Genomic DNA, 23,250 nt, shown 5'->3' with positions numbered 1-23,250 from the left:
TGCAGCGCCATGCCGGCGGGGATGCCGCTGTTTACCGCGCTGCTCAACTACCGCCACAGCAGCCCGGGCGGCAAGGAAGGCGCGCTGCTGTGGGATGGCGCGCAGGTGCTGCACGCGCAGGAGCGCAGCAATTATCCGCTGACCGTCTCGGTCGATGACCTTGGCGATGGCTTTACCTTGACGGCGCTGTGCGTGCCGGGCATCGACCCGGATCAGGTGACGCGCTACCTGGCGGCGGCGCTGGCGGCGCTGTGCGACGCGCTGGCGCAGGCGCCGGAGACGCTGGTGTGCGCCTTGCCGCTGTTGTCGGCGACGGAGCGCGCGCTGCTGACCGAGGGCTGGAACGACACCGCCCACCCATATGAAGAAGCGGCGCTGATCCACCAGTTGTTCGAACGTCAGGCGCAGGCGAAGCCGGACGCGCCCGCGTTGGAGGGCACGCAGCAAGTGAGCTATGGCGAATTGAATCGGCAGGCCAACCGGATCGCCCATGCGTTGCTGGCGGCCGGGGTGCGGCCCGGTGCGCGGGTGGCCATTTGCGCCGGACGCGGGGCCGGCATGATCGCCGGCCTGCTGGGGATTTTAAAGGCGGGTGGGGCCTATGTGCCGCTCGATCCGGCCTATCCGGCCGACCGTTTGGCTTACATGTTGAGCGACAGCGCGCCGGTGGCGCTGCTGTGCGATGTGGCGCAGCGGGTCCAGCTGGAGGCGCTGGCGCCGGTGCGGGCTGGCTTGCCGCTGCTGGCGCTGGAGCCAGACGACAGCGCCGCAGCGTACGCCAATCCCGACCCCGCCGCGCTGGGCCTGCATGCCGGCCACCTGGCATACATCATTTATACCTCGGGCTCGACCGGGCTGCCCAAGGGCGTGATGGTGCAGCACCGCCCCGTCATCAATTTGATCGAATGGGTCAACCGCACGTTCGCGGTGGGGCCGCAGGACCGCGTGCTGTTTACCACTTCGTTCTGCTTCGATTTGTCGGTGTACGACATCTTCGGCTTGTTGGCGGCGGGCGGGGTGGTGCGCATCGCCAGCCGCGAGGAAATCGCCGATCCGCGCCGCCTGGTGGCGGTGCTGCGGGACGAAGCGGTAACGTTCTGGGATTCCGCCCCCGCCGTGTGCCAGCAGTTGCTGCCTTACCTGGGTGAGCGTGCGGCCGAGGACGCGGGCGAGGGCGAAGGAGCGGGCGGCGGTGCGTTGCGGCTGGCGTTCTTCAGTGGCGACTGGATTCCGCTGGAGTTACCCGATGCGCTGCGCCGCGCCTTCCCGCGTTGCGAGGTAGTTGGTTTGGGCGGCGCCACGGAGGCGACGGTGTGGTCGAACTATTACCGGGTCGGCGCGGTCGATCCGGCCTGGCGCAGTATCCCGTACGGCAAGCCGATCCAGAATGCGCGCTATTACGTGCTCAACGAGGCGCTACAACCATGTCCTGTGGGTGTGGCGGGTGACCTGTACATTGGCGGCGCCTGCCTGAGCGCGGGCTATTACGGCCGCGATGAACTCAACGCCGAGCGCTACCTGCCCGATCCGTTCACGGACGGGCTGGCGGACCGGATGTACCGCACCGGCGACCGGGCCCGCTATTGGACCGACGGCAATCTGGAATTCCTGGGGCGGTTGGACGGCCAGGTCAAAATTCGCGGCTTCCGTGTCGAACTGGGCGAGATCGAGGCGCGCCTGGCGCGCTGCGCCGGGGTGGGTGAGGCGCTGGTGATGGCGCGGCCGGACGGCGCGGGCGGTCAACGGCTGGTGGCCTACCTACAAGGTGGGGAAGGTGGGGAAGGCGCTGATCCGGCGGCACTGCGCGCCGCGCTGGCCGGGCAACTGCCCGATTACATGCTGCCGTCGGCCTTCGTCATGCTGGCGCAATGGCCGCTGACGCCGAACGGCAAGGTGGACCGGGCGGCGCTGCCGGAACCGGACCAGCATGCGGTGGCGAGCCGGGAGTATGTGGCGCCGCAGGGACCGGCCGAACAGGCGCTGGCATTGCTGTGGCAGGAGTTGCTGGGACTGGAGCGGGTCGGCCGCGACGACCATTTCTTCGAGTTGGGCGGCCATTCGCTGCTGGCCATGCAGCTCGTCGCGCGTGTGCGCCAAACGCTGGAAGTGGAACTGTCGCTGGCGCAGCTGTTCGCCCATGCCACCTTGGCCGAACTCGGTGAGCAGGTGGCTGCTGCGGTGCGCGCTCCGCTGCCGCCACCGCTGCTTCCCAGGGCGGCGGAGTGTGCCGCGCCGCTGTCGTGGCCGCAGCGGCGTCTGTGGTTCCTGGACCGCTACAACCACGCCGCGATGGCGGCCTACCATATTCCGGCGGCGCTGCGCTTGCGCGGCGCTCTCGATACGGCGGCACTGCGCGCCGCGCTCGACGCGCTGGTGGCGCGCCATGACAGCTTGCGCACCACCTTCACGCCGGGCGCCGATGGAACGGCGCTGCCATGCGTGGCGCCACCCGGCTGTGGTTTCGCGCTGATCGAAAAGGATTTGTCTTCCTTGCCCGGCAACGAGCGCGAATTCGTGCTGGCGCAGCATTGCGCCGACGAGGCGGCGCAGTTGTTCGACTTGACCGAAGGTCCGCTGCTGCGCGGTCAATTGCTGCGGATGGCAGCAGACGAATATGTGCTCTTGCTGACTCAGCATCACATCGTCTCTGACGGTTGGTCGGTCGCCGTCATGCTGCGCGATGTGCTGGCGCTGTATGCGGCGCAGCGCAGCGGCGGCGCCCATGAATTACCCGCGCTGACGGTGCAATATGGCGATTACGCGGCGTGGCAGCAAGATTGGCTGAGCGGCGCCGCACTGGAAGCGCAGCGCGTCTACTGGCGCCGGCAGTTGGCCGCTGCGCCAGCGCTGTTGCAATTGCCGCTAGACTTGCCGCGTCCGGCGCTGCAACGCTACGCGGGTGGCGCGATTCGGTTTGAACTGGCGGCAGCGCTGGTGCAGCGCCTGCGTGAACTGGGTCTGGCGCACGGCGCCACGCCGTTCATGACGTTATTGGCCGGCTGGTGGGCGCTGCTGGCGCGCCTGAGCGGCCAGGACGACATCGTCATCGGCACGGCCGTCGCCAATCGCCGCATGGCGGCGCTGGAACCGCTGATCGGCTTCTTTGTCAACACGCTGGCGTTGCGGCTACGGCTGAAAGGCGAACCGACGGTGGCGGATTTGCTGGCGCAAGCGCGCGACGTGACTCTGGCGGCATTTTCCCACCAAGACCTGCCATTCGAACAAGTGGTCGAGGTGGTCAATCCACCGCGCAGCGGCAGCCACAGTCCGTTGTTCCAATCCATGCTGAGCATGGATAACTCGCCGGATGCCGACGCGCTTGTGGTGCCGGGCCTGGCGGTGAGCCGTCTGCCGTTGGCGCAATCGAGCGCGCGCTTCGACCTGTCGCTCGCGGTGCGCGACGAAGGCGGCGTGTTCCACTGCACGCTGGAATATGCGAGCGACTTGTTTCTGCCTGAAACCGTGCAGCGCTATGCGCAACAATTCCAGCGGCTGTTGGAAGCGATGGTGCAAGACGCCACGCAGCCGGTCAGCCGCCTGGCGTGGCTGGCACCGCTGCAGCGCCGCGCGCTGCTGGAGGCCTGGAATCCCGCGCCACAGCCTTGCGACACGTCGCGCCTGGCGCACCAGCTATTCGAGCAGCAGGCGGCGGCCCGCCCCGGCTCGGCGGCGCTGCAATTTGGCGAATTGAATATTGATTACGGGGAGTTGAACCGGCGTGCCAACCGGCTGGCGCATCGCTTGATCGCGATGGGTGTCGGGCCGGAGTCGCGCGTGGCGGTTTGCCTGGAGCGCGGCGTCGCCCTGGTGGTGGCGCTGCTGTCGATCTTGAAGGCCGGCGGTGCCTATGTCCCGATCGATCCTGCTTACCCGGCCGAACGACAGGACCACCTGCTGGCCGACAGCGCGCCGCGCGTGCTGCTCGCGCAGCGCCCCGGCGCGGTCATGCCCGCCGGCGCCGAACTGCTGTTGCTTGACGCCGAAGGCGGCGCGGCGGGGCTCGATCCGGCCGCCGTGAACGATCCGCTGGTGGCGGGGCTGGACGCGGCCAGCCTGGCCTATGTCATCTACACCTCGGGTTCGACCGGGCAGCCGAAAGGCGTCATGAATGAACACGGCGCCTTGCTGAACCGCCTGCTGTGGGCGCGCGATTACCACGGCCTTGGGGCGGATGACAAGGTGCTGCAGAAGACCCCGTTCGGATTTGACGTCTCGGTATGGGAATTCTTCCTGCCGCTGCTGGCGGGCGGCACGCTGGTACTGGCGCGGCCCGGCGGTCACAAGGATCCCCATTACCTGGCGGCGCTGGTGGCGTCGGCCGGGGTGAGCACCATCCACTTCGTCCCTTCGATGCTGCTGCAATTCCTTGAACATGCGCGCCTGCCGGAGCAGCATCGCTTGCGCCGCATCGTATGCAGCGGCGAGGCGCTGCCGCATGCGACCATGCGACGCTGTCTGGACATGTATCCGCAAGTCGAGCTGCACAATCTGTACGGCCCAACCGAGGCGGCGATCGACGTAACGGCATGGCGTTGCCAGGCCGACCAATACGCCGCGCCGCTGGTGCCGATCGGCCGGCCGATCGCCAATGCGCGCATTTACGTATTGGACCGTCATGGCGAACCGCTGCCGGCCGGTGTGCCCGGCGAATTGTGCATCGGCGGCCAGCCGGTGGCGCGCGGCTATTGGAATCGTCCGCAGTTGACGTCCGAACGCTTCGTGCGCGACCCGCATGTGGCGGCGCCGGGCGCGCGCATGTACCGCACGGGCGACCTGGCCCGCTGGCTGCCCGACGGCACACTGGAGTACCTGGGGCGCAACGATTTCCAGGTCAAGATCCGCGGCTTCCGCATCGAACCGGGCGAGATCGAGGCGGCGCTGGCGAACTTGCCCGGCGTGGGCGAGTCGCTGGTGGTGGCGCGCACGGCGGCACACGGCGAAACCCAGCTGGTGGCTTACCTGCTGGCCGCCGAGGCGCTGCCGGAGCCGGCCGAGTTGCGCCAAATGCTGTCGGCCACGCTGCCGGAACACATGCTGCCGGCGGCGTTCGTGAGCTTGGCCGAGTGGCCGCTGTCGGCAAACGGCAAGCTGGACCGGTCGGCGCTGCCGCCGCCGGGCCAGCGCGCGCCGCTCACTGCCGATGCCGAGCCGCAGGGCGCCACCGAGCAGGAATTGGCCGCGCTGTGGTGCGAACTACTGGGGTTGGCGTCGGTTGGGCGGCGTCAATCGTTCTTCGAGCTGGGCGGCAGCTCGCTGCTGCTGCTGAAGGCGCACAGCCGGCTGGCCGAGCGGCATGGCCAGCGGGTCACGGTGCCGGACCTGTTCACCCATAACAGCATCGCGACGTTGGCGGCATTTCTTGACGGAGTGAGCGATGCCGCCGCCGTGCAGTTGCAGGCCTCCGCCGCCCGCGGCACGGCGCGGCGCCAGCGCGCGGTGGGCGCGCGCCGCGGCGGCGCCCGCGAAACGCAATGACATTCGCTATCAAGGACAAGAGCATGACACAAGACGTGCAAGACGAATATGCGATCGCCATCATCGGCATGGCCGGCCGATTCCCCGGCGCTGACGATGTGGCCCAGTTCTGGAAAAACCTCGACGCCGGGGTGGCGAGCATCCGCCATTTCGACGCCGACGAATTGCGCGAGGCTGGTGTGGCGGCCGAGCTGCTGGCCAACCGGGATTATGTCCGTGCCGCCGGAATGCTGGACGGCGTTGAGCATTTTGACGCGGCCTTTTTCGGCATGACACCGCGCGAAGCCGAGTTGACCGATCCGCAGCAACGCCTGTTCCTGGAAACGGCGTGGGCGGCCATTGAGCACGCCGGCTACGCGCCGGGCGCGCTGCCTGGCGTCACCGGCATCTTTGCCGGCATGTCGCAAAACGCCTACTTCCTGCAAAACGTCAGCGGCCATCCGGCCCTATTGCGCGCCGCCGGCCCGCTCGCGGTCGGCATCGCCAGCGACAAGGATTACCTGTGCAGCCGTGTCGCCTTTCAGCTGAACCTGACGGGGCCGGCGGTGGTGGTGCAGACCGGCTGTTCGACTTCGTTGGTGGCGGTGCACCTGGCCGGCCAAAGCATCCTGAATGGCGAATGCGACATGGCGCTGGCGGGCGGCGTGTCGATCGGCACGCTGGCCAAGAAAGGTTATCTGTACACGCCGAACGGCATTGCATCGCGCGACGGCCATTGCCGCCCGTTTGACGCCGGCGCCGCTGGCACGGTGAGTGGCGATGGCCTGGGCATTGTGGTGTTGAAGCGCCTGGCGCGTGCGCTGGAAGACGGCGACACCGTGCACGCGGTGATCCGCGGCTCGGCCATCAACAACGACGGCGCTGACAAGGCGGGCTACACCGCGCCCAGCGTAACAGGCCAGGCCGCCGTCATCGCCGAGGCGCTGGCGGTGGCTGGTGTGGATGCGGCGTCGGTCAGTTATATCGAGGCGCACGGCACCGCTACCGCGATGGGCGATCCGATCGAAGTCGCGGCGCTGAACCAGGTGTTCGGCCATACCGGCGGCGCCTGCGTACTGGGTTCGGTGAAGAGCAATATCGGCCATCTGGACGCCGCCGCCGGCGTCGCAGGCTTGATCAAAACGGTGCAGGCGCTACGCCATCGCCGCCTGCCGGCCACTCTGCATTTCAAGCAAGCCAATCCGCTGATCGATTTCGCCAGTGGCCCGTTCCGCGTCTCGGCGCAGGGCGCCGAGTGGCCGGCCGGCGCCACGCCGCGCCGCGCCGGGGTCAGTTCGTTTGGCATCGGCGGCAGCAACGCTCATGTGGTGCTGGAGGAGGCGCCGCACCTGCCTGCAACGCCGAGCACAGGCCCGCAACTGCTGCTGCTGTCGGCGCGTACCCGGCAGGCGCTGGAGGAAGCGCAGCGCCGCCTGGCGCACTGCTTGCGCGACGGCGAGGGCGCCCGGGCAAGCCTGGCCGACCTGGCTTACACCAGCCAGCTGGGCCGGCGCGCATTTCCGTGGCGGCGCGCGTTGGCCTGCGCCGACGTCGCTGCCGCCGTTGCCGCGCTGGAGCAGCCGGCGCCGGCCCCTGTCATGGCGCGGCAACAGCCTGCGGTGGCGTTTCTGTTCCCCGGCCAGGGCGCGCAATACGCCGGGATGGGAGCGGAACTGTATCGCGCCGGCGGCCGTTTCCGCGACGAGGTGGACAACTGCGCCCGGCTACTGCAAGCGGCGCTGGGGCTCGATCTGCGCACCTTGCTGTATCCGGCCTGCGGCGGCGAGCAACAGGCCGCGCGCATGTTGGAGCAGACCCGCTACACGCAGCCGGCGCTGTTCGTCACCGGCTATGCGCTGGCCTGTCAGTTCGAGGACTGGGGCGTGCGGCCGGCCGCCATGCTGGGGCACAGCGTCGGCGAATACGTCGCCGCCTGTCTGGCCGGCGTGTTGGGACTTGAGGATGCGCTATGGCTGGTGGCGCGGCGCGGTGCGCTGATCGATACCCTGCCGGGCGGCGCGATGCTGGCCGTGCAAGCCGATGAAGCAAGCTTGCGCCCGCTGCTGCAAGGCCAATTGTGGCTGGCGGCGGTCAACGGGCCGGCCGCCTGCAGCGTCGCCGGCAGCCACGAGGCGGTCGCGCAACTGGCCGAAACCTTGCACGCTCGGGCCATCCCGTGCCAGCCATTGCGCACTTCGCACGCTTTCCACAGCGGGCTGCTCGACCCGGTCCTGGCCGAATTCGAGCGCTGCGTGGCGGGCGTGACTTTGCGCGAACCGCAACTGCCCTATCTGTCCAATCTCACCGGCGACTGGATCACGCCGGCGCAAGCCACCGATCCGGCCTACTGGAGCGCGCACCTGCGCGGCGAAGTGCGCTTTGACCTGGCGCTCGAACGCCTGTTGGAGAGCGCGACCGATACGCTGCTGGAACTAGGGCCGGGCGTGCTATGTGCCCTGGTGCGCCAGCGGCCGGCCGCAACGGATGGACGGCCTTCGGCCACGGCGCTGGCGGCGCTGCCGCGTGACGGCGGCGGCTGTGCGCACGCCACGGCGCTGGCCGCGCTGGGGGGGCTGTGGCAACGCGGCGTGGCGGTCGACTGGAGCGCGCAGCACGCGGGTCAGGCGCGGCGCCGCGTTCCGCTGCCAAGCTACCCGTTCGAACGCACACCGCACTGGTTGCCCACGGTTGCCGCGAGCGCCCAGCCGGCGCCGCCAACACGCAGCGTCAACCCGGCCGACTGGCTGTATGCGCCGGTCTGGAAACGCGGTGCCGCGCTGGCCAATCTGGCCGCGCCGCGGCGGCGTCAGGAGCCGATGCGGCAACTGGTGCTGTGCGATGCGGCCGGCCTGGCGCTGCCGTATGTCGCCACACTGCGCGCCGCCGGCCACCAGGTGGTGCTGGCCAGCTTTGCTGCTGCCTATGCGCGCAAGGCGCAAGGCTATGAGTTCGATCCGCTGGATCCGGCGCACTATGCGCGCCTGCTGGCCGACCTGCAAGCCGATGGCGCGCTGCCGCGGCGTATTTGCCATTGCTGGGAACTGCCGGCCACGCCACAGCCGGACGACCTTGGATATCACAGCCTGGTATACCTGGCGCAGGCGCTTGAACGCGCCGCGCCGGGCGCGCCGGTGCTGCTCGATGTGGCCACCAGCGGCCTGTACGGCGTGCTGGGACAGGAAAATCTACTGCCACGCCGCGCCACGCTGTTGGGCGCCTTGCGCGCCATCACGGTCGAATATCCGAATATCGTGTGCCGCCATATCGACGTGGAGCGGCAAGACGGCATGGCCTTGGCCCAGCTTGAGCAAGCATGGGATGCCGCCGCGCCCGGCGCCAGCGTGGCGTGGCGCGGCCGCTATTTGTGGCACTGCGCGCTGGAGCGCCATGCTGTGGAGGAGCAGGAGCAGGAGCAGGAGCAGGAGCAGGAGCGCCTGCCGCTGCCGCTGCGCGACGGTGGCCGCTACCTGATCACGGGTGGCGCGGGCGGGATAGGCGCCGAGTTCGCCCGCTACCTGGCGGGCGCGGTGCGCGGCCCGCACTTATTGCTGCTCGGCCGTAGCGGGCTGCCGGAGCGGTGCGACTGGGAGCACGGCCTGCAGGAAGGCGGCGCGGTGGCAGAGCGGATCGCGCTGTGCCGCGAACTGGAAGCGGCCGGCGCCACCGTGCAATACGTGGCGGCCGATGTGGCCGATGCGGCGGCCTTGCAGGCGCTGGCCGACAGTCTCGATGGGCCGGTGCACGGCGTGTTCCATGCCGCCGGCGTGCCCGGCGGCGCGCTGCTGGGCGAGCAGCAGGCCTGGCGCGCCCGCCAGGTGATGGCAGCCAAGGTGGCAGGAACCCTGGCGCTGGCGCAGGTGTTCGATCCGCTGCGACTGGACTTCATGTTGCTGTGCTCCAGTTTGAACAGCCTCTATCCGGCCCCCGGCCAGGCTGACTACAGCGCCGCCAACGCCTTCCTGGACGCCTATGCGCAGCATTGTCAGCAGAGCGGCTGCGGCCGCGTGCTGGCGGTGAACTGGGCCGCCTGGCAGCAAGTCGGCATGGCTGCCGCTGCGCTGGCCGGCCTGCCCGAAGCGCGCCGCGCACGGCTGGCCGGGATGCTGGCGCAAGGCATTGCGCCGCAGGACGGCGCCGTGCTGTTCGCCCGCCTGCTGGCGGCGGGCGGCGGCCAGTTGGCGGTTTCGCCCATGCCGCCGTCTGGCCGGCAGCCGGCCCGGGCCGCGTCGGCCGGCCAAATTGCTGACGTCACCGGCGCAGCTGTTACGGCCGTCCATGCCGTGGCGGCGCCGCAGGCCGGCGAGGAAGCCATCGCCGCCATCTGGCAAGACTTGTTCGGCGCCGTGCCGGCGGGGCCGCAGGTGGATTTCTTCGAATTGGGCGGCCAGTCGCTATTGGCGGTGCAATTGCTGGCGCGCGTGCGCCAGAGCACCGGTGTTGAAGTGTCGATGCGCGAATTTTTCGCCGAGCCGACCATTGCCGCGTTGGCGCGCCGGGTGCGGGCGCGTGAGGTTGGCGAAGGTGAAGATGACGGCGTCGGCGCCATCGCCCGCCAGCCGCGCGGCGGGCGCCTGCCATTGTCGTGGGGCCAGCAGCGGCTGTGGTTCCTGGATCAGCTCGACCGCGAAGCCGGCAAGGCCTATCACATGCTGACCGGACTGCGGCTCGGCGGCGCCTTGAACGGGGACGCGTTGCAGGCGGCGCTGGATGGTGTGGTGGCGCGCCATGAAGCGCTGCGCACCACCATCGGAGAGGACACCGAGGGACCGCTGCAACGCATTGCACCGGCCAATTGCGGCTTCGTGCTGGCGCAATGCGATTTGAGTTCACTCGGCGGACATGAACAGGAATGTGCGCTGGAACGGGTCCGCGTCGAAGAGTATGGCCGGCCGTTCGACTTGGCGCAGGGGCCGCTGATTCGCGGCACCTTGTTGCGTATGGCCGAGCGCGAGCATGTGCTGCTGCTGGTGCAGCACCATATCGTGTCGGACGGTTGGTCGCTGGGCGTGCTGGTGCAGGAAGTGGCCGCGCTGTACCGCGCGCAAGTGACGGGCCAGGCCAGCCGCTTGGCGCCGCTGGCGATCCAGTATGCCGATTTCGCGTTGTGGCAGCGCGGCTGGTTGAGCGGCGACCGCCTGCACCCCCAGCTCGAATTCTGGCGACATCAATTGTGTGGTGCGCAAACCTTGCTGGCATTGCCGCTGGACCGCCCGCGCCAGGCGCAGCAGCAGTATGCCGGCGCGGTGCATAAATTTGCCTTGCCGCAGGCGCTGAGCGGCGCCCTGCGCGAACTCTCCCGCGCAATGGGCACCACCCTGTTCATGACGCTGACGGCCGCATGGGCGGCATTGCTGGCGCGCCTGGGTGGCCAGGACGACATCGTGATCGGCACGCCGGTGGCCAACCGTGCCCGTCCCGAACTGGAACCACTGATCGGATTTTTTGCCAACATGCTGGCGCTGCGTGTGCGGGTGGACGATACCGCCACCGTGGCGCAATTGCTGGCGCAGGTGCGCGCCACCGCGCTGGCCGCCTACGACCATCAGGATTTGCCGTTCGAGCAAGTGGTGGAAGCGGTAAAGCCGCCGCGCAGCACTGCTTACAGCCCCATATTCCAGACCGTGCTGGCCATCACCGACGTGGCGCAAGCGGCCTTGGATTTGCCTGAGCTGCGCGCCGCGCCGCTGGCAGGCAGCCAGCTGACCTCGAAATTCGACTTGTCGCTTCTGCTGAGCGAGGCGGGCGGCCAGATGATGGCAGAGCTGGAGTACGCCAGCGCCTTGTTCGACGCCGCCACTGTGGCGCGCCTGGCCGGACACCTGTGCGCGCTGTTGGAAGGCATGGTGGCCGACCCGCAGCAGCCGCTGTACCGACTGCCGCTGTTCGACCGGGCCGGCCGGGCGGCATGGACGGCGCAAGCGGCCACGCCGCTGTCGGCCCATCCAGTCCAGCTGCTACACCGCCGGTTCGAAGCGCATGCCGCCGCACACCCTGACGCGACGGCCCTGGTGTTCGAAGGCGTCCATGTCAGCTACGCCGCCCTGAACCGCCGGGCCAACCGGTTGGCGCACCGGCTGATCGGGCTTGGCGTGCGGCCCGATGCGCGAGTGGCGCTTTGCGCGGAGCGCGGCCCGGCGCTGCTGGCCGGCTTGCTGGCGATCCTGAAGGCGGGCGGCGCCTATGTGCCGCTGGACCCCGCCTATCCGGCGCAGCGTCTGGCCTATATGCTGGCCGACAGCATGCCGCTGGCGCTGCTGGCGGACAGCACGGCCGCCGTCGCCATGGGCGCGCATGGCTTGCCCGTGCTTGCGCTGGACGGCGCCGACGCTGACGCCGCCGATGGCGCGCGCGGCCACAATCCGGCGGTGGCGGACCTGGCGCCCCATCACCTGGCGTATGTCATGTATACCTCCGGCTCCACCGGCCAGCCGAAAGGAGTGATGGTGGAACATGCGCAGGTGGCGCGCCTGTTGTCGAGCTGCCAGCGCCATTTCGGTTTTGGCCGCGACGACATATGGACCCTGTTCCATTCATATGCATTCGATTTTTCGGTTTGGGAAATCTGGGGCGCGCTGGCGCACGGCGGGCGCTTGGTGGTGGTGCCGGCCGCGTGCGCCCGGTCGCCACACGATTTTTACCGATTACTGTGCGAGCAAGAGGTCACGGTGCTGAACCAGACCCCCAGCGCTTTCCACCAACTGGTGGCGGCGCAGGACGGCCGCGAGCATGCGCTGCGCGTGGTCGTGTTTGGTGGCGAGGCGCTGGAGATGCACACGCTGGCGCCCTGGATCGCGCGCAACAGTCTGCAGTCCACCCGTCTGGTGAATATGTACGGCATCACGGAAACCACCGTGCATGTGACCTACCATGAGGTGAGCGCGGCCGATGTGCTGGAGCGGCGCGCCAGTATCGTCGGCAAGCCGCTGGACGATCTGCAAGTCTGGATCCTTGACCAGCACCGGCAGATCCAGCCGCCGGGCGTGTTCGGCGAAATGTACATCGCTGGCGCGGGTCTGGCGCGCGGCTACCTGGGCCGTCCCGAATTGACGGCGCAGCGTTTCGTTGGCGATGTGCTAGCCGAAGCGCCCGGTGTGCGCCTGTACCGCAGCGGCGACCTGGCGCGCCGGCTGGCCGACGGCCGCATCGAATACGGCGGCCGCAACGACTTCCAGGTCAAGGTGCGCGGCTTCCGCATCGAATTGGGCGAGGTCGAGGCGGCGCTGGCCGCGCTGCCTGGCGTGCGCCAGGCGGTGGTTCTGGCGCAGGGCGAAGCGGAAGCCCGGCTGGTGGCGTATCTGATCGCGGCGGACGCGGCGCAGTGTGCGCCGCTGGCGTTGCGCGCGCAATTGTCCGCCGTGCTGCCCGAGCATCTGGTGCCGGCTGCCTTCGTGCTGCTGGATTCATATCCGTTGACGGCAAACGGCAAACTGGACCGCGCCGCACTGCCTGATCCGGACGCGCAGGCGGTCGGCCGCCAAGCTTACCGGGCGCCCCGGGCAGGCGCGGAGCAGGTGCTGGCCGCGATCTGGGCGGCGGTGCTGGATCTGCCACAGGTGGGCGTGGACGACAATTTCTTCGACCTGGGCGGCGACTCGATCCGCGGTATCGCGGTGGTGGCCAAGGCGCGCGCAGCGGGACTGCATTGCGCCGTGATCGACTTGTTCCGCCAGCCCACCGTGGCGGCGCTGGCACGTCATGTGGAACAAGTGGCCACGCCGGCGATCGCCGCCACCGCTTCCGTCGATGCGGACGGCGCGCCGCAGCAGTGCGCGGAAGGCGTGGAGAGCGCGTTCGGCATGACTCAGCTGCAGCTCGGGATGGTGTTCCACAACCAGTATGCGCAGCGGCAGGGGGTGTATCACGACGTCTTCAGCTACCAGTTGCGTTTGCCCGTCTGGAATGAAGCGGCGTTCGATGCGGCCTTGCAGGCCATGGCGCGCCGGCATCCGGTGCTGCGCACGGCCTTCGACTTCGGGCAGCATGGGCAGCCGATGCAACTGGTGTACCGCGCCGCGCCGCTGCCGCTGCGCGTCGATGATATGCGGGCATGGACGCCGCAGCGGCAGGACGAGATGGTGGTGGCGTTTGTCGAACGCGAGCGCGCCTCGGGCTTCGAGCTGACGCAAGCGCCGTTGCTGCGTGTGTTCGTGCATGTGCGCGGCGCTACGCTAATCCAGTACACCATGAGCTTCCACCACGCCATCCTCGATGGCTGGAGCGTGGCCATGTTCCAGAGCGAACTGTTCGCCCAGTATGCGCGTTTGCTGGCGGGGCAGCCGCCAATACTGGCGCCATTGGCGCTCAGTGAGCAAGCCGCCACAGTGCAGGAACGGGCGGCGCTGGCGTCGCTTGAGCAGCGCGCATTCTGGCGCCGCTACCTGGATGGTTGGGAATTGTCGGCGCTGCCCCAACACGGCGGCGCTGAAGCCTGGACGCCGGCGCGGGCCGAGCGTTCACTGACGCTGCCGCCTGCCGTGCAAGGCGCGCTGGAACAGCTGGCCCTGCGTCTGTCGCTGCCGTTGCGCTCAGTCTTGTTGTGCGCGCATATGTGGGTGGTCAGCGCACTGTGCGGCCGCGTCGACGTGCTATCCGGGCTGGTTTGCAATGTCCGCCCGGAGCAGGCCGACGGCGACAAGGTGCTGGGCCTGTTTCTCAATACGCTGCCGTTCCGTATCGATCGGTGGCAAGAGAGCTGGCGCGCGCAGGTGCAGGCGACGTTCGCGGCCGAATTGGAGGTGCTGGCACAGCGCCGCTATCCATATTTCCAGATCGTGCTGGAAAACGGTCGTAATCAGCTGTTCGAAATCGTCTTCAATTTCGTCAATTTCCATGCTTACGAGGCCCTTGGCGGGGACAGCGGCATCGCGCTGGTCGATGCCGTTTCCCATGAGGCTACAGGCTTCCCTCTGGCCGTGACGTTTTCCCATACGCTGGGTGAGTTACGCGTCAGTTTCGATGCCGATACCCAGCGTATTGGGCGCGAGCAGCTGGCGCTCATCCGCGGACTGTATGAGGCGGTGCTGGGCGCCATCGCCGCCGATCCCGAAGCGGCGCCGCGCGCATTGCCACCGGTGCCGCCCGCGCAGCTGCGGCAAATCGTACATGGCTGGAACGACACCGCGCGCGCGTATGAAGACGATGCGCTGATCCACCAGTTGTTCGAACGCCAGGCGCAAGCGCGGCCGGATGCGCTCGCGCTGGCGGGGGCGCAGCAAGTGAGCTACGGCGAGCTGAATCGGCAGGCCAACCGGATCGCCCATGCGCTGCTGGCGGTAGGGGTGCGGCCCGGTGCGCGGGTGGCCATTTGCGCCGGACGCGGGGTCGGCATGATCGCCGGCCTGCTGGGGATTTTAAAGGCGGGTGGGGCCTATGTGCCGCTCGATCCGGCCTATCCGGCCGACCGTTTGGCTTACATGTTGAGCGACAGCGCGCCGGTGGCGCTGCTGTGCGATGTGGCGCAGCGGGTCCAGCTGGAGGCGCTGGCGCCGGTGCGGGCTGGCTTGCCTCTACTGGCGCTGGAGCCAGGCGACAGCGCCGAAACGTACGCCAATCCCGACCCTGCCGCGCTGGGCCTGCATGCCGGACACCTGGCATACATCATCTATACCTCCGGCTCGACCGGGCTGCCCAAGGGCGTGATGGTGCAGCACCGCCCCGTCATCAATTTGATCGAATGGGTCAACCGCACGTTCGCGGTGGGGCCGCAGGACCGCGTGCTGTTTACCACTTCGTTCTGCTTCGATTTGTCGGTGTACGACATCTTCGGCTTGTTGGCGGCGGGCGGGGTGGTGCGCATCGCTAGCCGCGAGGAAATCGCCGATCCGCGCCGCCTGGTGGCGGTGCTGCGGGACGAAGCGGTAACGTTCTGGGATTCCGCCCCCGCCGTTTGCCAGCAGTTGCTGCCGTACCTGGGTGAGACTGCGGGCGAGGACGCGGGCGAGGGCGGCGGCGCGTTGCGGTTGGCGTTCTTCAGTGGCGACTGGATTCCGCTGGAGTTACCCGATGCGCTGCGCCGCGCCTTCCCGCGCTGCGAAGTGATCGGTTTGGGCGGCGCCACGGAGGCGACGGTGTGGTCGAACTATTACCGGGTCGGCGCGGTCGATCCGGCCTGGCGCAGTATCCCGTACGGCAAACCGATCCAGAATGCGCGCTATTACGTGCTCAACGAGGCGCTACAACCATGCCCGGTGGGTGTGGCGGGTGACCTGTACATCGGCGGCGCCTGCCTGAGCGCGGGCTATTACGGCCGCGATGAACTCAACGCCGAGCGCTACCTGCCCGATCCGTTCACGGACGGGCTGGCGGACCGGATCTACCGCACCGGCGACCGGGCCCGCTATTGGGCCGACGGCAATCTGGAATTCCTGGGCCGGCTGGACGGGCAGGTCAAGATTCGCGGCTTCCGCGTCGAATTGGGCGAGATCGAGGCGCGCCTGGCGCGCTGCGCCGGGGTGGGCGAGGCGCTGGTGATGGCGCGGCCGGACGGCGCGGGCGGTCAACGGCTGGTGGCCTACCTACAAGGTGGGGAAGGCGGGGAAGGCGCTGATCCGGCCGCGCTGCGCGCCGTGCTGGCCGGGCAACTGCCCGATTACATGCTGCCGTCGGCCTTTGTCATGCTGGCGCAATGGCCGCTGACGCCGAACGGCAAGGTGGACCGGGCGGCGCTGCCGGAACCGGACCAGCAGGCGGTGGCCAGCCGGGAGTACGTGGCGCCGCAGGGGGCGGCCGAACAGGCGCTGGCATTGCTGTGGCAGGAGCTGCTGGGACTGGAGCGGGTCGGCCGCGACGACCATTTCTTCGAGCTGGGCGGCCATTCGCTGCTGGCCATGCAGCTGGCGCTGCGCATCAAGCAGACTTGCCTGGTGGAGCTGCCGCTGGCGGTGCTGTTCGAACAGGCGACGCTGACGACGATGGCCGACCACATCGAAAAGCAGCAGTTTGCCACCTTGTTGGGCGACGACGCAAACGATCTGGACCAGTTCTCCGACGAAGAGATGCTGGCAATGTTGGAAGAAGGAGACAAGCAAAGTGAATGACAAGGAACGCTCCCGGGAGGAGCTCAAACAGGCGCTGTTACGCAAGCGCTTGCAGGAAAAACTGGCGACGGCGCACGGCCAGGAGGCGCCGGCGATACCGGTTGCGCCGCGCGGCGCGCCGCTGCCCTTGTCATGGGCGCAGCAGCGCTTGTGGTTCCTGGACCAGTACGACCATGCGGCCAGTGCCGCCTATCATATCGCCGTGGCGTTGAAGCTGTCCGGAACGCTGAACGTCGCTGCATTGCAAGCCAGCCTGGATGCGGTGGTGGCGCGCCACGAAATTCTGCGCACCACCTTCGTGTTCGACGGCGAGGCGCCAGTGCAAAAGGTGGCGCCGCCCGGCGCCGGTTGCCCGCTTCGACACTGTGAGCTGCGTCATTTGCATGGCCGCGAATTGGACAGCGCGGTCGAGCGACAGCGCGTCGACGACTGTGCCCTGCCGTTCGACCTGGCGGCCGGTCCGCTGATGCGCGGCCTGTTGCTGCGTACGGCTGATGAGGAACATGTGCTGCTGCTGACCCAGCACCATATCATTTCCGATGCCTGGTCGATAGGCGTGCTGCTACGGGAGGTGACGCAGTTGTACCGCGCCTTCAGCACTGGACCGGCCGACCCGCTGCCGCAACTGGCCGTCCAGTACGCCGATTATGCAGCCTGGCAGCGTGGCTGGCTGAGCGGCGAGCGTCTGAGCCAGCAGCAGGAATACTGGCGTAGACAGCTGGCGGATGCGCCGCTGGTGATGGCTTTCCCTGCCGACCGGCCGCGTCCGGCGGCACCCGCTCATGCGGGCCTCAAAGTGGCGCTGGCCTTGCCGCCCAACTTGCTGGTCGAACTGCGTGCGCTGGCGCAGCGGCGCCAGTGCACCCTGTTCATGCTATTGGTGAGTGCCTGGGGCTTGTTGCTGGCGCGCTATTGCGGCCAAGGCGACGTGGTGCTGGGTGTGGCGGTGGCAAACCGCCAGCGCAGCGAACTGGAGCCATTGATCGGATTCTTTGTCAATTCCTTGCCGCTGCGCTTGCGGATCGCCGAGGCGCACGACATTGATGCGCTGCTACAGCAGGCCAAGCAGGCGCTGTTGTCGGCATACCAGCACCAGGATTTACCATTCGAACAGATTGTCGAGGCGCTCAACCCGCCCCGTAGTATCAGCCACAGCCCGATCTTCCAGACCATGTTTACGATGAACAACACGCCGCGTTCGGCGGCGTTGGAATTGCCCGGATTGTGTGTGGAGGCATTGCCGGTGGATCAGGGCGTCAGCAAATTTGATTTGACGCTGTCACTGAACGAAACGCCGGACGCCGTGACGGGCGACTTGGAATATGCCTGCGACCTGTTCGATGCGGCGACTGCGCAGCGGCTGGCGGCATCGTTCATGACATTGCTGGGCGCGATGGCGCAGGATGGCACGGCGGCGCCGGCGGCCTTGCCGCTGTTGTCGGTGCCCGAGCGCGCACTGCTGATCGACGGCTGGAACGATACCGCGTGCCCCTATGACGAAGATGCGCTGATCCACCAGTTGTTCGAACGTCAGGCGCAGGCGCGGCCGGACGCGCTCGCGCTGGCGGGGGCGCAGCAAGTGAGCTATGGCGAATTGAATCGGCAGGCCAACCGGATCGCCCATGCGTTGCTGGCGGCCGGGGTGCGGCCCGGAGAGCGGGTGGCTATTTGCGCCGGACGCGGGGCCGGCATGGTCGCCGGCCTGCTGGGGATTTTAAAGGCGGGTGGGGCCTATGTGCCGCTCGATCCGGCCTATCCGGCCGACCGTTTGGCTTACATGTTGAGCGACAGCGCGCCGGTGGCGCTGCTGTGCGATGTGGCGCAGCGGGTCCAGCTGGAGGCGCTGGCGCCGGTGCGGGCTGGCTTGCCGCTGCTGGCGCTGGAGCCAGGCGACAGCGCCGCAGCGTACGCCAATCCCGACCCCGCCGCGCTGGACCTGCATGCCGGACACCTGGCATACATCATTTATACCTCCGGCTCGACCGGGCTGCCCAAGGGCGTGATGGTGCAGCACCGCCCCGTCATCAATTTGATCGAATGGGTCAACCGCACGTTCGCGGTGGGGCCGCAGGACCGCGTGCTGTTTACCACTTCGTTCTGCTTCGATTTGTCGGTGTATGACATCTTCGGCTTGTTGGCGGCGGGCGGGGTGGTGCGCATCGCCAGCCGCGAGGAAATCGCCGATCCGCGCCGCCTGGTGGCGGTGCTGCGGGACGAAGCGGTAACGTTCTGGGATTCCGCCCCCGCCGTTTGCCAGCAGTTGCTGCCTTACCTGGCTGAGAGTGCGGCCGAGGACGCGGGCGAGGGCGAAGGAGCGGGCAGCGGTGCGTTGCGGCTGGCGTTCTTCAGTGGCGACTGGATTCCGCTGGAGTTACCCGATGCGCTGCGCCGCGCCTTCCCGCGCTGCGAAGTGATCGGTTTGGGCGGCGCCACGGAGGCGACGGTGTGGTCGAACTATTACCGGGTCGGCGCGGTCGATCCGGCCTGGCGCAGTATCCCGTACGGCAAACCGATCCAGAATGCGCGCTATTACGTGCTCAACGAGGCGCTACAACCATGCCCGGTGGGTGTGGCGGGTGACCTGTACATCGGCGGCGCCTGCCTGAGCGCGGGCTATTACGGCCGCGATGAACTCAACGCCGAGCGCTACCTGCCCTATCCGTTCACGGACGGGCAGGCGGGACGGATGTACCGCACCGGCGACCGGGCCCGCTATTGGGCCGACGGCAATCTGGAGTTCCTGGGCCGGCTGGACGGCCAGGTCAAGATTCGCGGCTTCCGCGTCGAATTGGGCGAGATCGAGGCGCGCCTGGCGCGCTGCGCCGGGGTGGGGGAGGCGCTGGTGATGGCGCGGCCGGACGGCGCGGGCGGTCAACGGCTGGTGGCCTATTTACAAGGTGCGGAAGGCGGGGAAGGCGCTGATCCGGCCGCACTGCGCGCCGCGCTGGCCGGGCAACTGCCCGATTACATGCTGCCGTCGGCCTTTGTCATGCTGGCGCAATGGCCGCTGACGCCGAACGGCAAGGTGGACCGGGCGGCGCTGCCGGAACCGGACCAGCAGGCGGTGGCGAGCCGGGAGTACGTGGCGCCGCTGGGACCGGCCGAACAGGCGCTGGCATTGCTGTGGCAGGAGCTGCTGGGCCTGGAGCGGGTCGGCCGCGACGACCATTTCTTTGAGCTGGGCGGCCATTCGCTGCTGGTGGTGCGGATGATGGAGCGCTTGCGCGAGCAGGGCTGGCAGGCCGAGGTGCGCACGGTGTTTGCGCAGCCGACGTTGCGCGCGTTGGCGCAAGCGCTGGCTACGGCGCGCCAGGATGGCGTGGAAGCAGACGGAATCGGGCAGGGCGGCGCGCTGATCCCGCCGGGCTGCAGCGTCATCACACCGGACATGGTGCCGCTGGCCGATGTGGACGCCGCCGGCCTGTCGCGCATCGCCGCGCGGGTGCCGGGCGGTGCGGCCAATATCGCCGACATTTATCCGCTTGGACCGCTACAGGAGGGAATCCTGTTCCATCACTTGCTGCAAACGACAGGCGACGCCTATTTGCAGCGCCTGGTGCTGGGCTTTGAAGGCCGTGCCGCGCTCGACGGCTTTGTCGAGGCGTTGCAGGGGGTATTGCAGCGGCATGAAGTGCTGCGCACCTCGGTGCAGTGGGAAGGACTGGAGCGCCCGGTGCAGGTAGTGCAGCGCAGTGTGGCGCTGGAACTGCTGGTGGTCGATGCCGACGCCAACGCGGATGCCGATGCCGATGTCAACGCCAACGCCAGCGCCAACGCCAACGCCAACGCCAACGCCAACGCCAACGCCAACGCCAACGCCAACGCCAGCGCCGATGCGCTGGCGCAGCTGCTTGAACACAGCGACCCGGCGCGCATCCGCATCGATGTGCGGCAGGCGCCGCTGCTGGCGCTGCAATGCATGGCGGAACCCGGCACGGGCCGCTGGCTGCTGGCGCTGCTATACCACCATATGGTCTGCGACCATGTCACGCTGGAGCTGCTGATGGGGGAAATCGGCGAGCTGCTGGCCGGACGCGAACTGGCGCCGCCATTGGCGCGGCACAGCTACCGCGCCTTCATCGCCCGCACGCTGGCGGCGCCGCAAGAGCGGCACGAAGCCTACTTCCGCGCCATGCTGGGCGATGTGGCCGAGCCGACAGCGCCGTTCGGCGTGCTGGATGTGCGCGGCGGCGGCCAGCAGGTGCGCGAAGCGCGGCTGAGGCTCGACGATGAAGCACAGGCGGCGTTGCGCCTGCAAGCGCGCCGGCTTGGCATGGCGCCGGCGGTGTTGTTCCACGTCGCGTTTGGCCAAGTGCTGGCGCAGTGTGCCGGCCGCGATGACGTGGTGTTCGGCACGGTGCTGTCGGGCCGCCTGCAGGGCGGTAGCGCTAGCGCCGCACTGGGCATGTACATCAATACGCTGCCATTGCGGCTGCGGCTGGGCGGCGCCGGGGTGTTACAGGCGGTGCGGGCATGCCAGCAAGCGCTGGCCGGCTTGCTGGCCCACGAACAGGCGTCGTTGGGACTGGCGCAGCGTTGCAGCGCCATGCCGGCGGGGATGCCGCTGTTTACCGCGCTGCTCAACTACCGCCACAGCAGCCCGGGCGGCAAGGAAGGCGCGCTGCTGTGGGATGGCGCGCAGGTGCTGCACGCGCAGGAGCGCAGCAATTATCCGCTGACCGTCTCGGTCGACGACCTTGGCAATGGATTTACCTTGACCGCGCTGTGCGTGCCGGGCATCGACCCGGATCAGGTGGCGCGCTATCTGGCGGCGGCGCTGGCGGCGCTGTGCGACGCGTTGGCGCAGGCGCCGGAGACGCTGGTGTGCGCCTTGCCGCTGTTGTCGGCGACGGAGTGCGCGCTGCTGACCGAGGGCTGGAACGACACCGCCCACCCATACGAAGAAGCGGCGCTGATCCACCAGTTGTTCGAACGTCAGGCGCAGGCGAAGCCGGACGCGCCCGCGTTGGAGGGCACGCAGCAAGTGAGCTATGGCGAATTGAATCGGCAGGCCAACCGGATCGCCCATGCGTTGCTGGCGGCCGGGGTGCGGCCCGGTGCGCGGGTGGCCATTTGCGCCGGACGCGGGGCCGGCATGATCGCCGGCCTGCTGGGGATTTTAAAGGCGGGTGGGGCCTATGTGCCGCTCGATCCAGCCTATCCTGCCGACCGTCTGGCGTACATGTTGAGCGACAGCGCGCCGGTGGCGCTGCTGTGCGAGGAGGCGCTGGCAGCCATCGCGCCACTGCCATTGACGCGCGTGCTTCTGGATGGCGCAGAAGGTGGCGCCACGCTGGCGGGCATGGCGGACACCAATCCGTGCTTGCCGCCGGTGCCCGGGCAAGCGGCCTATATGATTTACACCTCCGGCTCGACCGGCAAACCGAAGGGCGTGCTGGTGGCGCATGGCGGCGTGCTCAATCTGCTGTCGGCGATGGGGCGCGCGCTGGAGCTCGGCCGGGGCGAGCGGGTGCTGTCGCTGACCACGATCGGTTTCGACATCGCCGCGCTGGAGCTGTATCTGCCGCTGACGACGGGCGGCAGCGTGGTGCTGATCGGGCGTGACACGGCGGCCGACGGGGCGGCGTTGGCGCAAGCCTTGGCCGCGCATGGGCCGACCCTGGTGCAGGCCACGCCCAGCGTCTGGCGCATGCTGCTCGACGCCGGCTGGCATGGCGCGCCCGGACTGAAAGCGATCAGCGGCGGCGAAGCGCTGCCAGCCGCGCTGGCGCGCCAGCTGCACACGCTGGTGGGGGCGCTGTGGAATGCGTATGGTCCAACCGAGACCACCATCTGGTCGATGTTGGCGCGCTATACGGCGCAATTGGGCGAGCATGGCGGCGTGGTGCCGCTCGGGCGGCCGCTGGACAACACCCAGGTGTACCTGCTGGACGCGGGCGGGCAACTGGTGCCGCCGGGCGCGGTGGGGGAAATCTGCATCGGCGGCGCCGGGGTGGCGCACGGTTACTGGGGGCGCGCGCAGCTGAACGCGGAACGCTTCATCGCCGACGCCCACGGCCGCCGCGCGGGCGGCCGCCTGTACCGCACGGGCGACCTGGGCCGCTGGCGCGCCGATGGCGTGCTCGATTACCTGGGCCGCAACGACTTCCAGGTCAAATTGCGCGGCCACCGCATCGAACTGGGTGAAATCGAGCAGACCTTGCAGCAGCACGCGGCGGTGGCGCAAGCGGCCGTGCTGGCCTGGCCGGACGCCACGGGCCAGCCATGCCTGGTCGCCTACTTGACGCCGCACGCAGGCGCAACCTTGGACGCGGCGGCTTTGCGCGCCTGGTTGGCAGCGTCGATACCGGAATACATGCTGCCTCGTGCGTTTGTCGCGCTGGAGCGCTTCCCGCTGACCGAAAATGGCAAGCTGCATCGATTGGCGCTGCCTCCGCCGGATCACGCCAGCTTTGCCGCGCGCCCCTATCAGGCGCCGCAGGGAGAGACGGAAACCATGCTCGCGGTCCTGTGGCAGCAGCTGCTGGGCGTGCCGCGCGTCGGCCGCGACGACGACTTTTTCGAATTGGGCGGGCATTCCTTGCTGGTGTTGCAGCTGGCTGCGCGCTCGCGCATCGACTATGGCATCGACTTGCCGGTGCCGGACGTGCTGCAGCATCCGACCCTGAAGCGGTTGGCGGCCCGGCTGGTCGAGCTGCGTCTGGCACAGTTCGCGGCGGAAGACGTGGCGCTGCATGGTGAGGATCTGACAGGACTGACGGCGCAACAGCTGAAGCAATTGCTGGAGCAGGAAGACTGA

3 protein-coding genes and 2 pseudogenes (1 of these 5 running past the window's edge) are annotated in these 23,250 nt (G+C 68.5%); all 5 read left to right on the top strand.

Annotation, left to right across the window (positions count from 1 at the left end):
* A protein-coding gene (locus H7U20_RS20450) for a non-ribosomal peptide synthase/polyketide synthase (protein WP_233410939.1) crosses the window boundary here: on the top strand, positions 1 to 5,475 show its end. It extends 13,728 nt beyond the left edge of the window; the window shows 5,475 of its 19,203 coding nt (coding positions 13,729-19,203); its start codon lies beyond the left edge, outside the window; it ends in the stop codon at positions 5,473 to 5,475.
* A pseudogene (locus H7U20_RS20445) lies at positions 5,472 to 14,540 on the top strand (amino acid adenylation domain-containing protein); the annotation flags it as partial. The gene H7U20_RS20450 and the pseudogene H7U20_RS20445, both read left to right, overlap by 4 nt.
* A pseudogene (locus H7U20_RS31120) lies at positions 14,526 to 16,091 on the top strand (non-ribosomal peptide synthetase); the annotation flags it as partial. The pseudogenes H7U20_RS20445 and H7U20_RS31120, both read left to right, overlap by 15 nt.
* Positions 16,068 to 16,490 carry a phosphopantetheine-binding protein gene (locus H7U20_RS31115; RefSeq protein ID WP_458351875.1) on the top strand — a complete coding sequence of 141 codons (423 nt, stop codon included), beginning with the start codon at positions 16,068 to 16,070 and terminating at the stop codon, positions 16,488 to 16,490. The pseudogene H7U20_RS31120 and the gene H7U20_RS31115, both read left to right, overlap by 24 nt.
* Positions 16,483 to 23,250: a non-ribosomal peptide synthetase gene (locus H7U20_RS20440; RefSeq protein WP_199760974.1), complete on the top strand. Its 6,768-nt coding sequence runs from the start codon at positions 16,483 to 16,485 to the stop codon at positions 23,248 to 23,250. Before H7U20_RS31115 ends, H7U20_RS20440 begins: the two co-directional genes overlap by 8 nt.

The organism is Rugamonas violacea (genome assembly GCF_016461825.1).
In the GTDB taxonomy this organism is placed as follows: domain Bacteria; phylum Pseudomonadota; class Gammaproteobacteria; order Burkholderiales; family Burkholderiaceae_D; genus Rugamonas.
This window is presented reverse-complemented; position numbering and strand designations above follow the sequence as displayed.